This is a genomic window from Pantoea sp. X-Soil-TKNS-1279 (genome assembly GCF_059730565.1).
The window spans coordinates 1674120-1690666 of sequence record NZ_AP035948.1 but is presented as its reverse complement, the minus strand read 5'-3'; the positions used below and the strand labels follow the sequence as shown (position 1 = coordinate 1690666).

The following is a 16547-nucleotide window of genomic DNA, read 5'->3' as shown; positions in this document are numbered from 1 at the left end:
AGCTACAAGGTTCCCAGCCGCGCCAGAAGTTGTTGCAACACCTGTTCGGTTATTGCCAGCGCCTGGGGATCAATATCCGCCAGCAACTGAGCGCGCAGCGCATCTGCCTGGGTTTTCACTTCTGCATAAGCGACGCCGCCCTGCTCCGTCAGCACCAGCAGGCGCTTACGCCGGTCCTCTGGTGGCTGAACTCGCGCCAGCAATTGTTGCTTCACCAGCCGATCCACTAACGGCACTACGCTGGCTTCTTCCAGACCAAGCAGCAGCGCCAGCGCTTTTTGTGTTGGCGGTTCACTGGCGGTCGCCACGGTGGCAATCGCCATCCAGCTACTCATGCTCATGCCACTCTCTTTCAGACGGCGATCAACAGCCAGTCGCCACGCATGAGCGGTGAGATGTAACAGACGGGAGAAGGGTTGGGGATATTGGCTCAAAGAGTAGCAACCTAATGGTTAGATATCTAACTAAATTTTCCACTATTATACGCAGACCCGGTTGCGAATGAAAAGTGCCCTAAATTAGTGTCCATACGCGCCGATAATTGTAGTGCAAATCTGTCACCAGCAAGGAATCTGTACAGCTTCCTTGTATAAGTTCCATCACACAAAAGTCGCTATATCTGGTTGTAAGTTAATTAATAGCACAAAATGATCAGGTTTTTACTTGTACACATTCAATCTCATTGTATAAGTTTATCCCCCATAGACCTTTTAACGGTCTGGTAACGAATGATGCATATTGCATCGCCTCTGCAAGTGTTAGTGGATTTCCACCTGCAGAGGTGTTTTTTTGTCAGTTTGGTGAATTGGGGTCTTTCACGCCTGTCCGCGCGAAAGTTTTATCATCAGCAGGTTTACATCTTAGGGCTGTACACATGCAAAACACCGTAACCAGCAACGACCAGGATATAACCGAATTTTTAAAACCTGCGGCTTATAACGCAGAGGTCTTTGCTCAAATCATTGGCGAAATCCTGCAAACAGGTATGCCGGTGACCAATAAAGCCATTATCTCCGTACTGATCACCCGACTGGAGCAGGAAAGTGATGTGGCACAACTGAATATTTATCGTCAGTTGTTGGAGAAAGTGGTGAATAAAACACCTGACGATTTAGCCATTTAAGCTCGTAACCGCGCGATTCATCGCGCGGGTTTTGCGAGACTGCGCGACAAATCGCGCCGCTTCGCGTTGATAGTCTGGTATCCCGCCACATTGACCGGTAACATCCCTTCCCTTATCTGTTTCGCATCTGGTTACTGCCTTACCCTCGCGGTAAGCGCAACATAATAAAAGAGCCTGCAAAATTTATGAGCCAACCAACTGAAGACCTCACGGTGAGCCGTGTCTTACGCTCGCCTGTTTTACTCACCCGGGAATGTCTGGCTGGCGTGATTACCGCACTGGCCCTGATCCCTGAAGTGATCTCCTTTTCGGTGATCGCCGGAGTGGACCCTAAAGTCAGCCTTGTTGCGTCCGTGGTGCTGTGCCTGACCCTTTCCCTGCTGGGCGGCCGCCCTGCGATGGTGACAGCAGCGGCAGGATCGGTGGCGCTGGTGATTGGCCCGATGGTACATGCGCACGGCGTAGAATATATTCTGCCAGCGGTGATATTGGGTGGCGTGATCCAGATTCTGTTTGGTCTCGCCGGGATGGCACGCATGATGCGTTATATCCCGCGTTCGGTGATGATCGGTTTCGTCAACGCGCTGGGGATTTTGATCTTTTTTGCCCAGGTACCGCATGTATGGGGGCAGTCCGGCCTGGTGTGGGTGTTATTTGCGGTGACGCTGGCGATTGTGCTGCTGCTGCCTAAAGTGCTGAAAAGCGTCCCTTCGCCGTTGATAGCGATTGTGGTAGTGACCGTAATTGCGCTGCTGATGGGCTATCGGGTACCAAACGTGGGTGATGAAGGCCCGATGAGCGCCGGATTACCGGGCTTTACCCAGTTGCTGGTGCCACTGAATGTGCAAACGTTGCAAATTGTCTGGCCCACCGCGTTAAGTATTGCCTTTGTCGGCCTGATGGAATCGCTGCTGACGGCGAAACTGGTGGATGACATCACCGATACCCCATCCAGTAAACGCCGTGAATCATGGGGTCTTGGCATTGCTAATATTCTTGCCGGATTTTATGGTGGCATCGCCGGGTGCGCCATGATTGGTCAAACCATTGTGAACGTAGAGCTGGGTAAAGCGCGCACCCGAGTCTCGACGGTAGCCGCTGGCGTGGTGCTGTTACTGTTGGTGACCGGCCTGAGTAAGTTAATGGCGCAGATTCCAATGGTGGTGCTGGCGGGCATTATGATGGTCGTCGCGGTGAAAACCCTCAACTGGCATAGCCTGCAACCCGCCACGCTAAAACGTATGCCGTGGTCGGAAACGCTGGTGATGCTGCTGACCGTCGCCGTTACCGTGTGGACCGGTAATCTGGCGATCGGGGTGTTAATGGGTGTAATCCTCGCCATGATGCTGTTCGCGCGCCGCATTGCCCATGTGATCCAGGCCGAACGTCAACTCAGTGAGGACGAAGAACAGGTTCATTATACCGTGCGCGGACCGCTATTTTTTGCCAGCAGCAATGACCTGTTTGAACATTTTGATTACGCCCACGATCCGGCATTGGTGACGATTGATTTGACCCATGCACAGATTTGGGATGCTTCCAGCGTTGCGGCGTTAGATGCGATTGAGTACCGCTATCAGCGTCATGGTGCGAAGGTGACCTTTATCGGGTTGGATCATCGCAGCAGCGATTTTCATCGGCGTCTGACAGGTACGCTGGGATAAGAAGCAAAAAAGCCAGGCGTGTCACCACGCCTGGCCGTTTTTCCTTTCTTTAATGATTACAGGATGTTGACGTGAATCCTGTCTTCAATCAGTACTTCCGCCATACCGCTGCTCTGGTACTCCGTATAAACCTTACCATCGACGGTCACGGTGCCGTTGCTGTGCCAGTTCTCAATGCCACCGGTCAACTGCACCAGACCATTCTCACCGCTGACAATCAGCGCATCACCATCAGCGCCTTCCCAGCTATCCAGCGTCTGGTTATTCACCTTCAGCGTGTTGTTGCCGTCAGTCATATCGATGCTGTGCGTATCCTTCAGGGACTCCGTCAGGGCCGCCAGATCAACGTTCTGGTGTTCACCATCCAGCAACAGCGGGACACCGCCATCGTCATGGTTTTGCTCATCAGCCGGCAAGCTGTAGCTGCGAGAACTCGGAGCGGCATCCTCAGCCGGGGCTGAATGGGTGTTGTAAACCACGTACACCTGGCCGTTGTACTGCGGGTTAGTCGCTTCACCTTCAGTGTTGGTGGCGCCCGTTCCCAACTGCGAAGGAGCACCTACCAACATATCCGGTGCACCATCGTTGTTCATATCAACGACTTCAACCGACCAACCAAACCTCTGATTATCAACACTTCCGTAGTGGACCTCGCCCCAACCGTTATTCAGGATGACCTGTATATCAATCTCACCCGTCGCATCCGTACCCAACGAAGCCAGGTATTGCATATAGTCCGCTTGATGACCGCCGTAGACGATATAGACGGCACCGACACATTTACCATCCTTCATTGCCAACGGATCGCTGATGATAAGATCCTGAGTACCATCGCGATTCATGTCATAACCGCCAATGACATTCAGACCAAAGCCTTCTCCTTTATCACCTCGGCCAGCCTGGACTTTACTGACAATGGCATAACCTACATCGGTGTTAAACTTCGGATTATCAGCATTGACACCGAACGTCATGTCATCAGTGATTTTGTCACTATGGAGTATCCATACCTTACCGTTAGACCCACCCTGGGAATCACCAGCAGACGCAATGGCAATATCCGTGTGCTCACCACTACCGAAATGACCGAGCATGGCAATGTTATGACTAATCGGCTTGTACTCATCGCTACCAAAGTCTCCGAGTACATCATTCGCGATGAGGTTCAAATACCCCGCACCAATGTTATCAATAACAATTAAATCTTCGTCGGCCACATCACCGATGCTGAAGTCATTCGGCAAACCGGTATCTGGAATCTTATAGAAATACCAGGAACCCCGGTAAGATGCACCGGCATGAGCAGATGCCGTATCCATAAAGGCAACATAGTTAGAACCATTGCCAAAAACATCCCCCATGTACACGATATCCGTACCAAAGTTATAGCTTTGGGTTGAACCGACTGTGCCATTCGTATTTTCATGGCCGATTTTACCAATCACCATACCAGCTGGAAGCGTCTCGCTCGGAACCCAGGCAGCATTGTCCGTCGTGTCATTCGGATCTCGGATCAGATGCATGTTTGTCCAGTTGCCATCCGGGTTGGTGCCATTCGGATTAAAGGTGACAGTAGTGATGTTACCTGTCTGCTCACGAGCCCCATGAATGTCACCGATCAGGAACGTTAACGTTCCGTCCTCATTCTCCATGGAATTGACATTGAAACCGAACCAGCTGTCAAGGCCATTGGCAAGGGTCATCATGAACCCATACTGACTCTTTCCATTCTCTGCGTTAGAAATCAGACTGAGATCGAAATTATTATCAGTAAGTGACGATTCCTTCACAAAGTAGACAGTGTCCATTACGTGCATGTAAATCGCCACCCAGCCGCCGTCCAGCGCTTTCATGCCATAACCCTGGAAGCTGTTCACATCAGGTTGGCCATCCCCCTTAGCATCACCATTATTCGAAATAATCGTTCCCATGCCTGGGTTCGCGGCGAATAACTTCTCGATACTGGTGCTGCCATCTAACAGGGAAGAAAATTCTTTTTTGACGGCGTAAATGATCCCCTGGTTGGTTGGCTGACCGGCTGCGTTTGTGCCGCCATTTGGTGCACTGATGTAAATATATTCACCGCTAACCACCATGGCATAGCCGAACATATCCCCTTCACCGCCCCCTGCGTCGGAGTAGAGCACCGCGGGAATCGTCCAGCCTCCGTCCTCAGTACCATTCAGATAGCCCGGTTGTGATTCGTTGTTAGCGGCATCAACCACCACTGCCGAGATATTATGCGCGCCAGATCCGAGTGCTTCGTCGTCCGGTACGGTATATTCCCAGCTACCATCCGCATTAACCGGAATACCTGTGGCAATCACAAGGCCATTGTGATCGTAAATGGTGATGGTCATATTGGCGAAATCGGTATCTTCTGTACCTAACTCAACCTGACCTTTAAAGGTTGGTGTCGATTCAGCCGCTTCCGCATCAGTCTCAATCGTGGTTTTATTGGTGTTAAGGGTATCCACCGTAAAGTCAGGCACCGGCGTCGAAGTTGACGCGTTACCCGCTTGATCCACGACCTGAACTGTCATTTCGTTGTACAGCCCATCGGTTAACACCGTTGGCAGTTGGATACGCCAGTTGCCATCCGCCTCAGTGACGACAGAAGCAATCGCTTTACCATCTTTGTCGTAAATGTAGACCGTGCAACCTGCTTCAGCCTTGCCGCTCAATGTTGGCGTGTTGTCGTTAGTCAGACCACCCGCTACAACATCCGTATCGGTTTGGTCATTGGTCACTTTGACATCAGTGGCCGGTTCTGGGTTGGTGTTATCCTGGTCATAGTTCACCGGAGCGGTAGTGGTCCCCTCATTGCTTGCCGCATCGGTGATGGTGGCAGTGATGGAGTGATCCTTTTCAGCCAGTTCCTTCCCTGCCGGTACCGTGAACTCCCAGGTGCCGTCGTCGTTCGCCACAACTGAACCCAGCACGGTTTCACCGTCTTTTATGATGACAATAGCGCCCTTCTCAGGAGGCGTGAGCTGACCTTTGAAGGTCGGCGTGTTGTCTTTAGTCGGGTGCTCGGCGTCAATCACATTGCCATCATTGTCTTCGATGGTCAGCGTGGTGGTGCTGGTCGGTGGTACGGTGTCCTGAGTGTACTCCAGCGCAGTGGACGGTTGCCCTTCGTTGCTCGCCTTGTCGGTGACAGTGGCGGTAATGGAGTGACCATCGTCTTGCAGCTCCTCACCTTCCGGCACCGTGAACTCCCAGCTACCGTCTGCATTTATCGTTGCCGTGCCCAGTACTTTGTCACCGTCTTTGATGACCACGTAATCGTCTGCCTGGGCACCCGTCACCTGACCTTTGAAAGTCGGTGTGCTGTCTTTGGTCGGGTTCTCAGCGTTGATCACATTACCATCGTTGTCTTCGGCCGCAATGGTGGTGGTAGCGGTTGGCGGGACGGTGTCCTGAGTGTAATCCAGCGCAGCGGACGGTTGCCCTTCGTTACCCGCTTTGTCGGTGACAGTGGCGGTAATGGAGTGACCATCGTCTTGCAACGCCTCACCTTCCGGTACCGTGAACTCCCAGCTACCGTCTGCATTTATCGTCGCCGTTCCCAGGACTTTGTCGCCGTCTTTGATGACCACGTAATCGTCTGCCTGGGCACCCGTCACCTGACCTTTGAAAGTCGGTGTGCTGTCTTTGGTCGGGCTCTCGGCGTTGATCACCTTGCCATCGTCGTCTTCAGCCGCAATGGTGGTGGTACCGGTTGGCGGTACGGTGTCCTGAGTATATTCCAGCGCAGCAGATGGTTGTCCTTCGTTCCCATCCTTATCGGTGACAGTGGCGGTAATAGAATGAGCATCGTCTTGCAGTGTCTCACCTTCCGGCACCGTGAACTCCCAGCTACCGTCTGCATTTATGGTCGCCGTTCCCAGGACTTTGTCGCCGTCTTTGATGACCACGTAATCGTCTGCCTGGGCACCCGTCACCTGACCTTTGAAAGTCGGTGTACTGTCTTTAGTCGGGTTCTCGGTGTTAATCACCTTGCCATCGTCGTCTTCAGCAGTAATGGTGGTGGTACCGGTCGGCTCTTCAGTGCCACCGCCAGACGAACCGCCACCACCAACGTTCATCGGCAAATCTGTCGATGGGCTGCTGTTACCTGCGGGATCTTTCTCGGTAACGACCAGGCCGATGTTGCCATCGCCCAACGGCTGGTCCGGGGTGAGTTCCCAGTCACCATTTTCGTCAACAACAGCAGAACCAATCAGTTTACCTTCTTTATCGGTAATGATAATGGTGTTGCCCGGCTCACCGCTTCCGCCAATGGTGGGCGTATTGCCTTCGGTGATGTTTTCACCGTCGTTAGGTTTACCATCGATAGTGATATTACCTGGCGCTTCCGGCGGAGTGGTATCGATGTTCAGACCAACATCCTGAGCTTCTCCGGTATTGCCTGCAGCATCCTGCAATTCAGCGGTGATCTGGTGTTGGCCTTCGCCCAACGGTTTCTGCGGGGTAAATGACCAGTTCCCCTCTGCATCGATTTCTGCATAACCCAGCAGCGTACCGCCATCTTTAATAGCTACGCGATCGCCTTTTTCAGCCCCATCGACCTTGCCAGTAATCAGCGGCGTAGTGTCGTTGGTGGAACCATTGGTGATGGCTGTTGGGTGAGCCGGATCGTTATCATTAATAAACTGGATATCGCTCAGCGTCCCGGTTGGTGGGATGGTGTCGACGTTGATTGGCAACTCAGAAGAATTGTTGTTACCAGCGGGGTCGGTCACATCGATGGTAAGATCTTGATTACCATCACCAATTGGTTGATTAGGAGTAATTTCCCAGTGGCCGTCTTCATCTGCCACAGCAGAACCGATAACATTTCCTTCGCCATCAGTGATGGTAATATTGCTGCCCGGTTCGGCGTCACCACCAATGGTTGGCGTGTTGTTTCCGGTGATGTTCTCGCTATCTGCGGGTTTACCATCTACGGTGATATTGCCTGGCGCTTCCGGCGCGGTGGTATCAATGATCAAATCAACCTGCTGAGAGTGACCTGCATTTCCGTCTGCGTCCTGCAATTCAGCAGTAATCTGGTGTGAGCCTTCGCCCAAGTTGGTAATCGGGGTAAATGACCAGTCGCCGTTTTTATCCACTATCGCATAACCCAAGACCGTATCACCGTCCTTTATCGCGACGCGATCGCCCTCTTTTGCACCCGCAACCTTACCGGTAATTGTTGGTGTGCTGTCGTTGGTCATACCATTCGTGATGACTGCCGGATTATTGGGGTCATTGTCATTAATGAACTGAATGTTGCTCAGCGTACCGGTCGGCCCTGTGGTGCCGCCACCGTTGCCACCATCACCGTTGCCACCATTACCGTTGTTACCGCTATTGCTGTTGCCATCGTCTTTGCCACCGCCGGTAGCGGCGATCACACCACCGGCAATTGCTGCCGCTGCCAGACCCGCTGCCGCTGCCGTCCAGCCAGGAGAAAGGCCGAACAGACCTGCCGCACCTTTGTCGTCATCTTCCTGCTTCTCTTCAGCTCCCTCGGCAGTGACCTCCATTGCTGGAGTTGCTTCCTGCACACTGCTTTCGCCGTCGGTCAATGCAGCAACCATTGAGGTGGCACCGATGGAAGACCAGGTGTAGCGATTACCTTGCTCGTCAATACCGTAGATGTCCGCTGGGATTTCCTGAGCGTAATAACCTTCAATAATCACCGCGGCGCGTGCGCCATCTGCGGTAAAAATTTCCAGGTTGTCGCCGTGACGAACAAATTTGAGACTTTGAATTGAGGCGATATCTTCGCCTGCCTGAATTTCAATCTGACCTTGTGGTGGAGACTGAATTGTTAATTGGGTTAAGGGTTCAACCTTAATAACAACGTTATTTTCTTTAATAACGCCGTTCGCTGCTTTGTTCAGCGTTCCGCCTGTTGACGTTGAGGATGTCATAGTCATTTCCTGGTGTCTTAATTCAATAATTCAATTCATCTCGTGGTGTCACACGTTGAGAAGAAACTCTTTCCATGCATTACCTCCTCCTGGAAGTAAGCACAGAAAATAATAAAGGCACGCTTATCAAAAAGGTATATTTATAAGCAGCTTTATATCTGAAATTATTGTGAGTAAAGTATTTTATCAAAGGTAAATGTTTGCACAAAAAACAAGAATAACATCATGATATTTATAGCTATTAATAATGACAAAACAACTCTAATCAGATGTCACAAATTAATCACAGGCATCAGATTCCTTACCTAACTATCATGCCGGGTCGTTCTTAAAGGACGATGCGATTGATATGGACTTTGTAAAAAAAAGAAAATTAACATTGAATTATAACAATAAAAAATTAAGATAATTCTTATTACGCAAAAGAGAATTCGCGTAATAGGAATAATATATTAGTGATAGGGTTTTTATATTCGCGCCTGACACCAGACCGATTAACGCCCCTGACATGCTGACTAATAAAACCAGGAAATGAATTATTACTATCCAGGATTGGAACTTACCCATTATGAAAGAAAATCTAAGTCCCCCTCCGGCAGAAAAGACGGAGATTGATACTTTACTTCATGCCGTCACATGGTTGGTGAAACACCACGGGAAATCCGCCAGTGAAGACGTGCTCTATGCTGGGCTGCCGCGCGGCGAACGACTCACACCCGATATTGCTGTACGCATGCTGGAGCAGGCCGGAATTCAGGCCGGTTGGGTTGAGCGCGATATTCTGATGCTGTCAGAATCGCTCTACCCACTGATTATCACCAACAAACGCGGTGAATATTGCATCCTCCAGGAAAAGCAGGACAAACAGTATACGCTGCTGTCGCCCGCTGACGGCCAGATACGCCATCTTTCTGCGGAGACGATGGCAGAGGAAGTAGCCGGGTATGCTTTGCTGTCGAAAGTGAAGATCCAGCCGACTGCACGCGGAGAAAAAGATATCCTGCCGGAGATCGACCAAACTGGTCACTGGCTATTTTCCAATCTATGGCGTTACCGCCAGTATTTCTATAGCGCCGCGCTGGCAGCACTGCTCGCCAACATCCTGACCTTGTCCACCACCTTCTTCACCATGAACGTTTATGACCGCGTTGTGCCAACCGGTGCTTACGCCACCTTATGGTCATTAGCGATTGGCGTGCTGATCGCCATTAGCTTTGAGTTCACCGCGAAGCAAATCCGTTCGTGGTTGGTGGATTCCGCCGGGAAAAAAGCGGATTTGGTGGTGGGTTCACTGCTATTTCGCAAGACACTGGCGATCCGTATGGAGTGCAAACCACGGTCGGCCGGTTCTTTTGCTAACCAACTGCGTGAATTTGAGTCAGTGAGGGATTTTCTCTCCTCTGCAACCCTGGCGACATTGTCCGATCTTCCCTTCTGTTTACTGTTTATCGCCATTATGTTTGCCATCGGTGGACCACTGGCGTTTATACCGATGATGGCGATCCCGGTCATTATCATCGCTGCCGTGGCGATCCAGTGGCCACTGTCTCGTTATATGAAAGAGAACATCAGTGAAATTTCGCAGAAACAAGGGCTGGTGATCGAAACTATCGTGGGGCTGGAAACCCTCAAAGCGGCCAAAGGTGAAGGCGTGATGCAAAAACGCTGGAACGACTTCAGCGCGCTGGCTGCCGCCTCTTCAATGAAAACCCGTTACCTCTCAACCCTGACCAGTAACTTTGTCAGTTACGTGCAACAGGTTTGTACCGTGTTGATCGTTCTGTGGGGTGTGTATCTGATTCATGCCGGTGACCTGACTATGGGTTCATTGGTGGGGATGGTGATTCTTTCCGGACGTTCTTTATCGCCGCTGGCGGCTGTGGTCGGGTTAGCCATTCGCTATCAGCAGGCAAAAACCGCCCTGATTTCCCTGAACCAGTTAATGGCGATGCCGACAGAGCGTGACCAGCAGGCGCATTTCTTACCCTCACCACCGCTGAAAGGCGAGATCGCATTGCGTCAGGTGGGCTTCCATTACCCGAAAACCGGGATCCAGGAGCCAGAGAAAATTCTGCACCCGTTGAATCTCAATATCCGCCCCGGCGAACGAGTAGCCATTTTAGGCACCATTGGTAGTGGAAAATCGACGCTGTTAAAACTCCTCGCCCGCCTCTACCTCCCCACCGCAGGAAAGATGACGATGGATGGTCTTGACGTGAACCAGATTGATCCCGCCGACTGGCGTTCCGCCTGTGGCTATGTTTGTCAGGACAATCGCCTGTTCCAGGGAACGCTGCGGGAAAACATCATCATAGGTAATCCCGCCGTGAGCACGGAACGCTTTTTACAAGTCGCAGCACTTGCCGGTATCGACGCTATCGCCCGCCGCCATCCCGCAGGATATGACATGCCGATCGGCGAAATGGGACAAGGACTTTCCGGTGGGCAAAAACAACAAGTTTCGCTTGCCCGATGCTTACTGCTCGATCCGGCCATCATGTTAATGGACGAACCTACCAGCTCCATGGATAGCAACTCAGAAGCGCAGTTTATTGCACGTCTGAGGGAGGTTATTCAACAGAAAACATTGGTCGTTGTGACCCATCGAATCCCGGTGTTGAGCCTGGTCGATCGCATTATCGTGTTGGAAGACGGGAGAATTCTGGCCGACGGACCTAAGGCGCAAATTATGGCCAAACTCTCACAGGCTTCAGTAGCTAAAAATTCATCACGCACCGCACCGCCACGTAAGGAGACGACGAATGCGTAACACTAAAGAGTCGAAAACGCGTCTTCAGGCGGAAGATATGTCCTTCCTGGACGATTTGCAAAACGCCATCATTATGCAGAAGACGCCAAAAAGTATGCTGGTGCTCTGGCTGCTGGTGATTGTGGTCGTAACATCACTGGGGTGGGCGCATTTTGCTGTGGTTGAAGAGGTTACCAAAGGCGAAGCTAAGGTGATCCCTGCCAGCCATGAGCAAACCATTGAGAGTTTTGAGGATGGCACACTACAGGAGCTGTACGTAAAAGAAGGCCAACTGGTCGAAAAAGGACAGCCGCTGCTGAGACTCGACTCAACACGCTCAGAAGCCAACTATCAGGAGGAGTTATCCAAGTCCTACGGTCTTCAGGGTTCCATCGCCCGTGCCCGTGCTGAAGCCTATGACTTGCCACTGGATTTCCCGGACGAGATCAAAGATTTCCATACTATTGTTCAGGACGAAACCAAGGCGTATCAAACCCGACGCAAGCTGCTGGACGATAGCATCAGCTCCCTCTCACATAACCTCGAGCTGTCGGAAAAAGAGGTGAGCCTGTCCGAACCGCTGGCGAAGCGTGGACTGATCTCTGACATGGAAATCCTGCGTTTGCGCCGTCAGGCGAATGATCTCCGGGTGCAAATCGCCGACCGTACCAACAAATATCGTTCTGATGCCAATAGCGAGTTAACGCGACTGGAGTCCGAGTTTGCGCAGGTCGAAGCCCGTCTGGTAGGACGTAAGGACGTCATTAACCATGCGCTGATTACGGCACCGGTTAAAGGGACCATTAACAGTATCAAAACCACCACCATCGACAGCGTTATTTCTCGTGGGGAGCAGATCATGTCGCTGATCCCTTCTGAGGATAATCTGCTGCTGGAAACGCGTATCAAACCCGCTGAAGTGGCATTTCTACGTCCGGGTCTACCCGCCACGGTAAAAATCTCGGCGTATGACTTCGCCATTTATGGTGGGCTCGACGGTGTTATCGAGAGTATCAGCCCCGACACCATTATTGATGAAACCAAAATGCGCTCTGGCCGCGAAGATGCGACTTACTATCGTGTTTATGTCCGCACGCACGGCACGGATTTACATGTAGGAGAGAAAAGTTTTCCCATTATTCCAGGGATGACAGCCAGCGTAGAGATTAAAACAGGTGAAAAAACCATCCTGTCTTACCTGCTCAAGCCGGTTTTAAAAGCGCGCGAAGCTTTCAGGGAGAGATAAAGATATGCGCAATACATTGATTACGCTGGCCCTACTTGCCAGCAGCACCGGGGTGATGGCCTCACAGGATATCGTGCAGTCCGGTGCCTTCGATACCGTGATGAACAAAGACACGCGTACTTTGTTGGCGAAGATGGTTAATCAGGCATTGAGTTACAGCCCGGAAATTCAGGTTGCCGGAGCGGATAAAACGGCGGCCAATTACGACATCGATCAGGTAAAAGGTGCGCGCTGGCCGCAGATTCAGCTGGGCAGCACGGCACCGATGGCCTCTTTTGGCGGTGGCAGTGAAACGAACAATAATCGTCTTAAAGACAGTAGCTTTTCAGTCAATGTCACCACCACAATTTTTGACTGGGGGAAAAATCGCGAAAATATTGGCAGCGCGACGCAGCAATCCCATGCCGCAGCACACCAATATGAATTTGAGAAACAACAGATTGCCTTCAACACCCTGAGTCAGTTGATTGAGTTGAGCCGTTATCAGCAAAATCAAAAAATTACGCAGGGTTACGTCAAGCGTATGCGTGAGCTGGTTAATATGCTGGGTGAAATTACCCAGACTGATGCAGGCCGCTACAGTGAGCTGGTGCAGGCCAGAGCCAAACTGCTCTCCGCTGAAACGTCCCTGGAGCGAATTAACGATCAGCGTCGGCAATCAGAGATCATGTTGCAACGCCTGACTGGCGATGCTGTCACGTTACCTGAAAAACTCGACTGGACAATGCAGCCCATTTCGACCGCCCTGGTAATGAGCCGGGTGAGTAAGCATCCCTCCCTGTTAAAAGCCGAGGCCGAAGCGCAATCTGCTCAGCACTTGACTGCCGCAACCAAAGCGAGCAGCCTGCCGCAGCTCAACTGGGTGGTGTCAAAAAGCACGGCAAAAGATGGCAATGGCAAAGCCGGACAGTGGTACACCGGCCTGAATGTTCAGTGGAATGCCTTTACCGGCGGCTCAGAAAAAGCGGCTGCTCAGGCGTCTGCCGCCCGTGCTTCAGCCAAAAAATCGCAGTATGCCCAGACCAAAATGGATATGGAGTATCAGGTGCATAACCTGACCCAAAGCCGCGATGCCGCCGAAGCACAAAGCCGGGAATATCAGAAGCTGAGTAAAGAAACCGATCAGGTGAGCAAAATTTACTATGAGCAATGGTTACGCCTGGGTAAAAGAACCCTGCTGGATGTGCTGACGGCAGAAAACGATCGCTATAACAACCAGGTTGCAACGGTCAATGCCCAACATGACATATACAGCAATAACGTTAAGTTGGTGGCAACTGCGAGTATGATCTTTGAATGGTTTGATCTTCGCCCTGAAACATAACAAGAGAGAAACATTCGCATCTTGAGGGGGGACTGACTTCTCTCCCCCCTCTGCCTCCGGGGTACATGATTTCGGAGTTTTTAAGTCGTGCACGTAATTGAAAAAAACTTTTCTAAACAAAGAGTAAAACACGAAATCAGCTACAATTAACTCGATGTTCCAGACGCTTTACGGGATCACGCAAGTGCTCAGGATGAGAAGGGAACTTTTAGCCGTTCATGTCCCTGATACCAAGGGGTTAATCATGATTCAATCAGCCAGTGATATTCAGAAACGTAGCGATGAAAAGCGCGGCATCAAACCCAAAACCTATAAGCTTCCTTTGGACACTATTGCGCGGATTGAGTTACTCGCCAGCCAGGGTGGTATGTCCCAGGGAGCGATTATAACGGCAGCCATCGATATCTATGAGCGGTCGCTTAATCAATAACAACAAGCCAGGTATATTGTCGCGGCGAGCGTAATTACGCCGCGACGTTTCAATGCAAACAAACGTTTGCACAGGTTGCGTCCATTAAGTCAGTTCTCTTACCAATCTCTCACCCGCCTCCGTCAGCCTGACTTCATAGTACCGTGTGATATCAGTTGGCAAATAGGCAAACTCAACCAGACCATCGCGCAGCAGTGGTGCCAGACTGCGGCAATTAACTTCCTTTAGCTTGCGAGTTTTGTCATCACGTCTGACTTCCAGCCCTATTGCTTTGTCACCGCGGAGTAAATATTTCGCTCCTTTCAGCATGCGTTGCAGGGCGTTACTTTTCTCCAGTGAAATAATCATTAAGTTCTCCCGGCAAAAGTTGCTAACGGTAGTCACTCATATTTCCCCAACGTTCCCCGCATCTGTGACAGGTGACTAACTCCCCGATACGCCGCGGATCATGACCCGGTTGTGATTTGTGAAGATACTGTTGCGATAGTTTTAACAATATAACCGGTATATATCCGACTAATAAGCCGAAAAATCATTAGGCATTCTCCTGGATCTCCAGGATATCTGTACGTGGGAAGCGATGAAATATTAGCCTGACAGATATTACATGAGGGTTTGGCTTGCGTGGTATTGAGACCGCACAGTCACTCACAGCCAGAACAAAAACAAAAAAACCGCCCTTGGGCGGTCACGACATCACTGCTTATTGCTTTGATTTTATTCGGTTTGAATCGGTATTCAATATGGTGCCCGGGGCGGGACTTGAACCCGCACGACCTTACGATCGAGGGATTTTAAATCGCGCTTTATTAGCATTGAATTCAATGTCTTATGAGAATTTTTCATAATATGAAGGCAAAAGCACCATCAAATAAAACATGGACTTACGAGGTAGGTAGCGTTCTAATTATGAAAGATTAATCCATAAAACTTCCAAGGAGTACCTCCCCATAGGCTTAGCTACATACAACAAGAAAATCTGGCTTTACAGCTTAAAAGGAGAAGACTTAGGGGAGTTCAAAGCTGACTTTCATGAGGGCGTTATTCATGTAACAAGTACCATGAAATTAGAAGGTAAACTGAAAGTTAAACTCAAAGATGGCCGGGAGTTTGATCCTAGCAGGCAACCTGATAGGTACTGCTCTGGACGCGCTGGCATCTAATTATATGCCGATTTTCGACTATGCCACGCGTCAGGGATTTACCGTAATCAGTGAAAAAGTGATGGCGAATCCACCGGGCGAGATGTTCGCCAATGCGGAGATTTCCGGCTGGATCATAGCCACCATGGTGTGGATGTTACCTTATGCAGGTGCAGCGAAAATCGTGGTGATTGTGATGATGACCTGGTTGGTCGCACTGGGCGATTTAGCGCATATCGTGGTTGTTCCGTGAAAGTAATGTATCTGGTGTTTGCGGGGAAATATCACCTGGCATGAATTTTTCTGGCCGTTTGCCGTCCCGACGCAGCTCGGTAACATCACTGGCGGCACGCTGATTTTTGCCTTAATCAGCCACGCTCAGATTCGTAATGACATGAGTGAAGCGGCAAAAGCGAAGGCTCGTGCGGAACAAAAACGCAAGGGATAGTGAGATCACCCTAGATTTGTAGAGATATTGAGCAAACGGCGGCAGCACGGTTAAATCGCTCTGCCGGTACGCTATACAACACGCCGACGTTCCCTTAGTTAAAGGTTTAAAGCGATAGCTTAAGGTAACATATTGATTTATTTTAAATAAATTAAATGCAATCAGGAATAATGTACATGCATATGTACGCAAATTTAAATCGGATTAAAATTCACCCTTTTATATTCCAAAATGAAATAAAAAACCTTCGCAGGACCAAGTGCCGAGATAGTTCATGGAAGTAACTATATGAAATTCTTAGTTTGATTACCCTAAAGTTGTTCAATGACTTGCCGATACGTATAAAAAACATCCGAAAAGATATATGCAAGACCCCATTGAAATTATTATTCTTGACATCATATAACTTCATGATAGTTAAGAAAAATAACAATTAGCACATTGTGGCTCGATAGGGTTTTTACCTTGATTCCTCGCTAAATGTGTTGCTAAACTTC

At 50.3% G+C, this 16547-nt stretch carries 9 protein-coding genes and 1 pseudogene; 7 read left to right on the top strand and 3 right to left on the bottom strand.

Annotation, left to right across the window (positions count from 1 at the left end; genetic code table 11):
• Nucleotides 1-2: 2 nt before the first annotated feature.
• Complete coding sequence (locus tag AC6I8N_RS07965; RefSeq protein ID WP_497830451.1) at nt 3-434, bottom strand: MarR family winged helix-turn-helix transcriptional regulator; 432 nt, start codon at nt 432-434, stop codon at nt 3-5.
• Nucleotides 435-874: 440 nt separating this feature from the next.
• Here AC6I8N_RS07965 and AC6I8N_RS07960 point away from each other — a divergent pair, with 440 nt between their 5' ends.
• Together AC6I8N_RS07960 and AC6I8N_RS07955 are read left to right on the top strand one after the other, a co-directional pair.
• Complete coding sequence (locus tag AC6I8N_RS07960) at nt 875-1123, top strand: biofilm/acid-resistance regulator YmgB/AriR (protein ID WP_021186069.1); 249 nt, start codon at nt 875-877, stop codon at nt 1121-1123.
• A gap of 185 nt (nt 1124-1308) precedes the next feature.
• Entirely contained in the window at nt 1309-2787 is a 1479-nt protein-coding gene (locus tag AC6I8N_RS07955) for a SulP family inorganic anion transporter (RefSeq protein ID WP_497830450.1), read from the top strand.
• A 56-nt stretch (nt 2788-2843) separates the two neighbouring features.
• Here AC6I8N_RS07955 and AC6I8N_RS07950 read toward each other — a convergent pair whose 3' ends face one another.
• Entirely contained in the window at nt 2844-8711 is a 5868-nt protein-coding gene (locus AC6I8N_RS07950) for an Ig-like domain-containing protein (RefSeq protein WP_497830449.1), read from the bottom strand.
• 568 nt (nt 8712-9279) lie between these two features.
• Between AC6I8N_RS07950 and AC6I8N_RS07945 the strand changes: the two genes are divergently transcribed.
• The 4 genes from AC6I8N_RS07945 to AC6I8N_RS07930 all read left to right on the top strand — a co-directional run bounded on the left by AC6I8N_RS07945 (nt 9280) and on the right by AC6I8N_RS07930 (nt 14460).
• A complete protein-coding gene (locus tag AC6I8N_RS07945; protein ID WP_497830448.1) occupies nt 9280-11481 on the top strand; it encodes a type I secretion system permease/ATPase in 2202 nt (733 codons plus the stop codon).
• Nucleotides 11474-12706, top strand: a complete 1233-nt coding sequence (locus AC6I8N_RS07940) for a beta-barrel domain-containing protein (protein WP_497830447.1) — start codon at nt 11474-11476, stop codon at nt 12704-12706. Before AC6I8N_RS07945 ends, AC6I8N_RS07940 begins: the two co-directional genes overlap by 8 nt.
• Nucleotides 12707-12710: 4 nt before the next feature.
• On the top strand, nt 12711-14030 hold the full coding sequence (locus AC6I8N_RS07935; protein ID WP_497830446.1) for a TolC family protein: 1320 nt from the start codon (nt 12711-12713) through the stop codon (nt 14028-14030).
• A 244-nt stretch (nt 14031-14274) separates the two neighbouring features.
• The gene (locus AC6I8N_RS07930) at nt 14275-14460 is read left to right on the top strand and encodes a ribbon-helix-helix protein, CopG family (RefSeq protein ID WP_208725211.1); all 186 of its coding nucleotides are present in this window, start codon (nt 14275-14277) and stop codon (nt 14458-14460) included.
• Nucleotides 14461-14544: 84 nt separating this feature from the next.
• On the opposite strand, the gene AC6I8N_RS07925 is transcribed toward AC6I8N_RS07930, so the two are convergent.
• On the bottom strand, nt 14545-14808 hold the full coding sequence (locus AC6I8N_RS07925) for a hypothetical protein (RefSeq protein WP_415175291.1): 264 nt from the start codon (nt 14806-14808) through the stop codon (nt 14545-14547).
• 762 nt (nt 14809-15570) lie between these two features.
• On the opposite strand from AC6I8N_RS07925, the pseudogene AC6I8N_RS07920 reads away from it, so the two are divergent.
• Nucleotides 15571-16050, top strand: a pseudogene (locus AC6I8N_RS07920) (formate/nitrite transporter family protein); the annotation flags it as partial.
• Nucleotides 16051-16547 lie beyond the last annotated feature (497 nt).

Excerpts from the sequence above, each read along its gene's own strand:
- AC6I8N_RS07960 (WP_021186069.1), top strand. The coding sequence starts at position 875 with ATGCAAAACACCGTAACCAGCAACGACCAGGATATAACCGAATTTTTA.
- AC6I8N_RS07955 (WP_497830450.1), top strand. The coding sequence starts at position 1,309 with ATGAGCCAACCAACTGAAGACCTCACGGTGAGCCGTGTCTTACGCTCG.
- AC6I8N_RS07950 (WP_497830449.1), bottom strand. The coding sequence starts at position 8,711 with ATGACATCCTCAACGTCAACAGGCGGAACGCTGAACAAAGCAGCGAAC.
- AC6I8N_RS07945 (WP_497830448.1), top strand. The coding sequence starts at position 9,280 with ATGAAAGAAAATCTAAGTCCCCCTCCGGCAGAAAAGACGGAGATTGAT.
- AC6I8N_RS07940 (WP_497830447.1), top strand. The coding sequence starts at position 11,474 with ATGCGTAACACTAAAGAGTCGAAAACGCGTCTTCAGGCGGAAGATATG.
- AC6I8N_RS07935 (WP_497830446.1), top strand. The coding sequence starts at position 12,711 with ATGCGCAATACATTGATTACGCTGGCCCTACTTGCCAGCAGCACCGGG.
- AC6I8N_RS07930 (WP_208725211.1), top strand. The coding sequence starts at position 14,275 with ATGATTCAATCAGCCAGTGATATTCAGAAACGTAGCGATGAAAAGCGC.
- AC6I8N_RS07925 (WP_415175291.1), bottom strand. The coding sequence starts at position 14,808 with ATGATTATTTCACTGGAGAAAAGTAACGCCCTGCAACGCATGCTGAAA.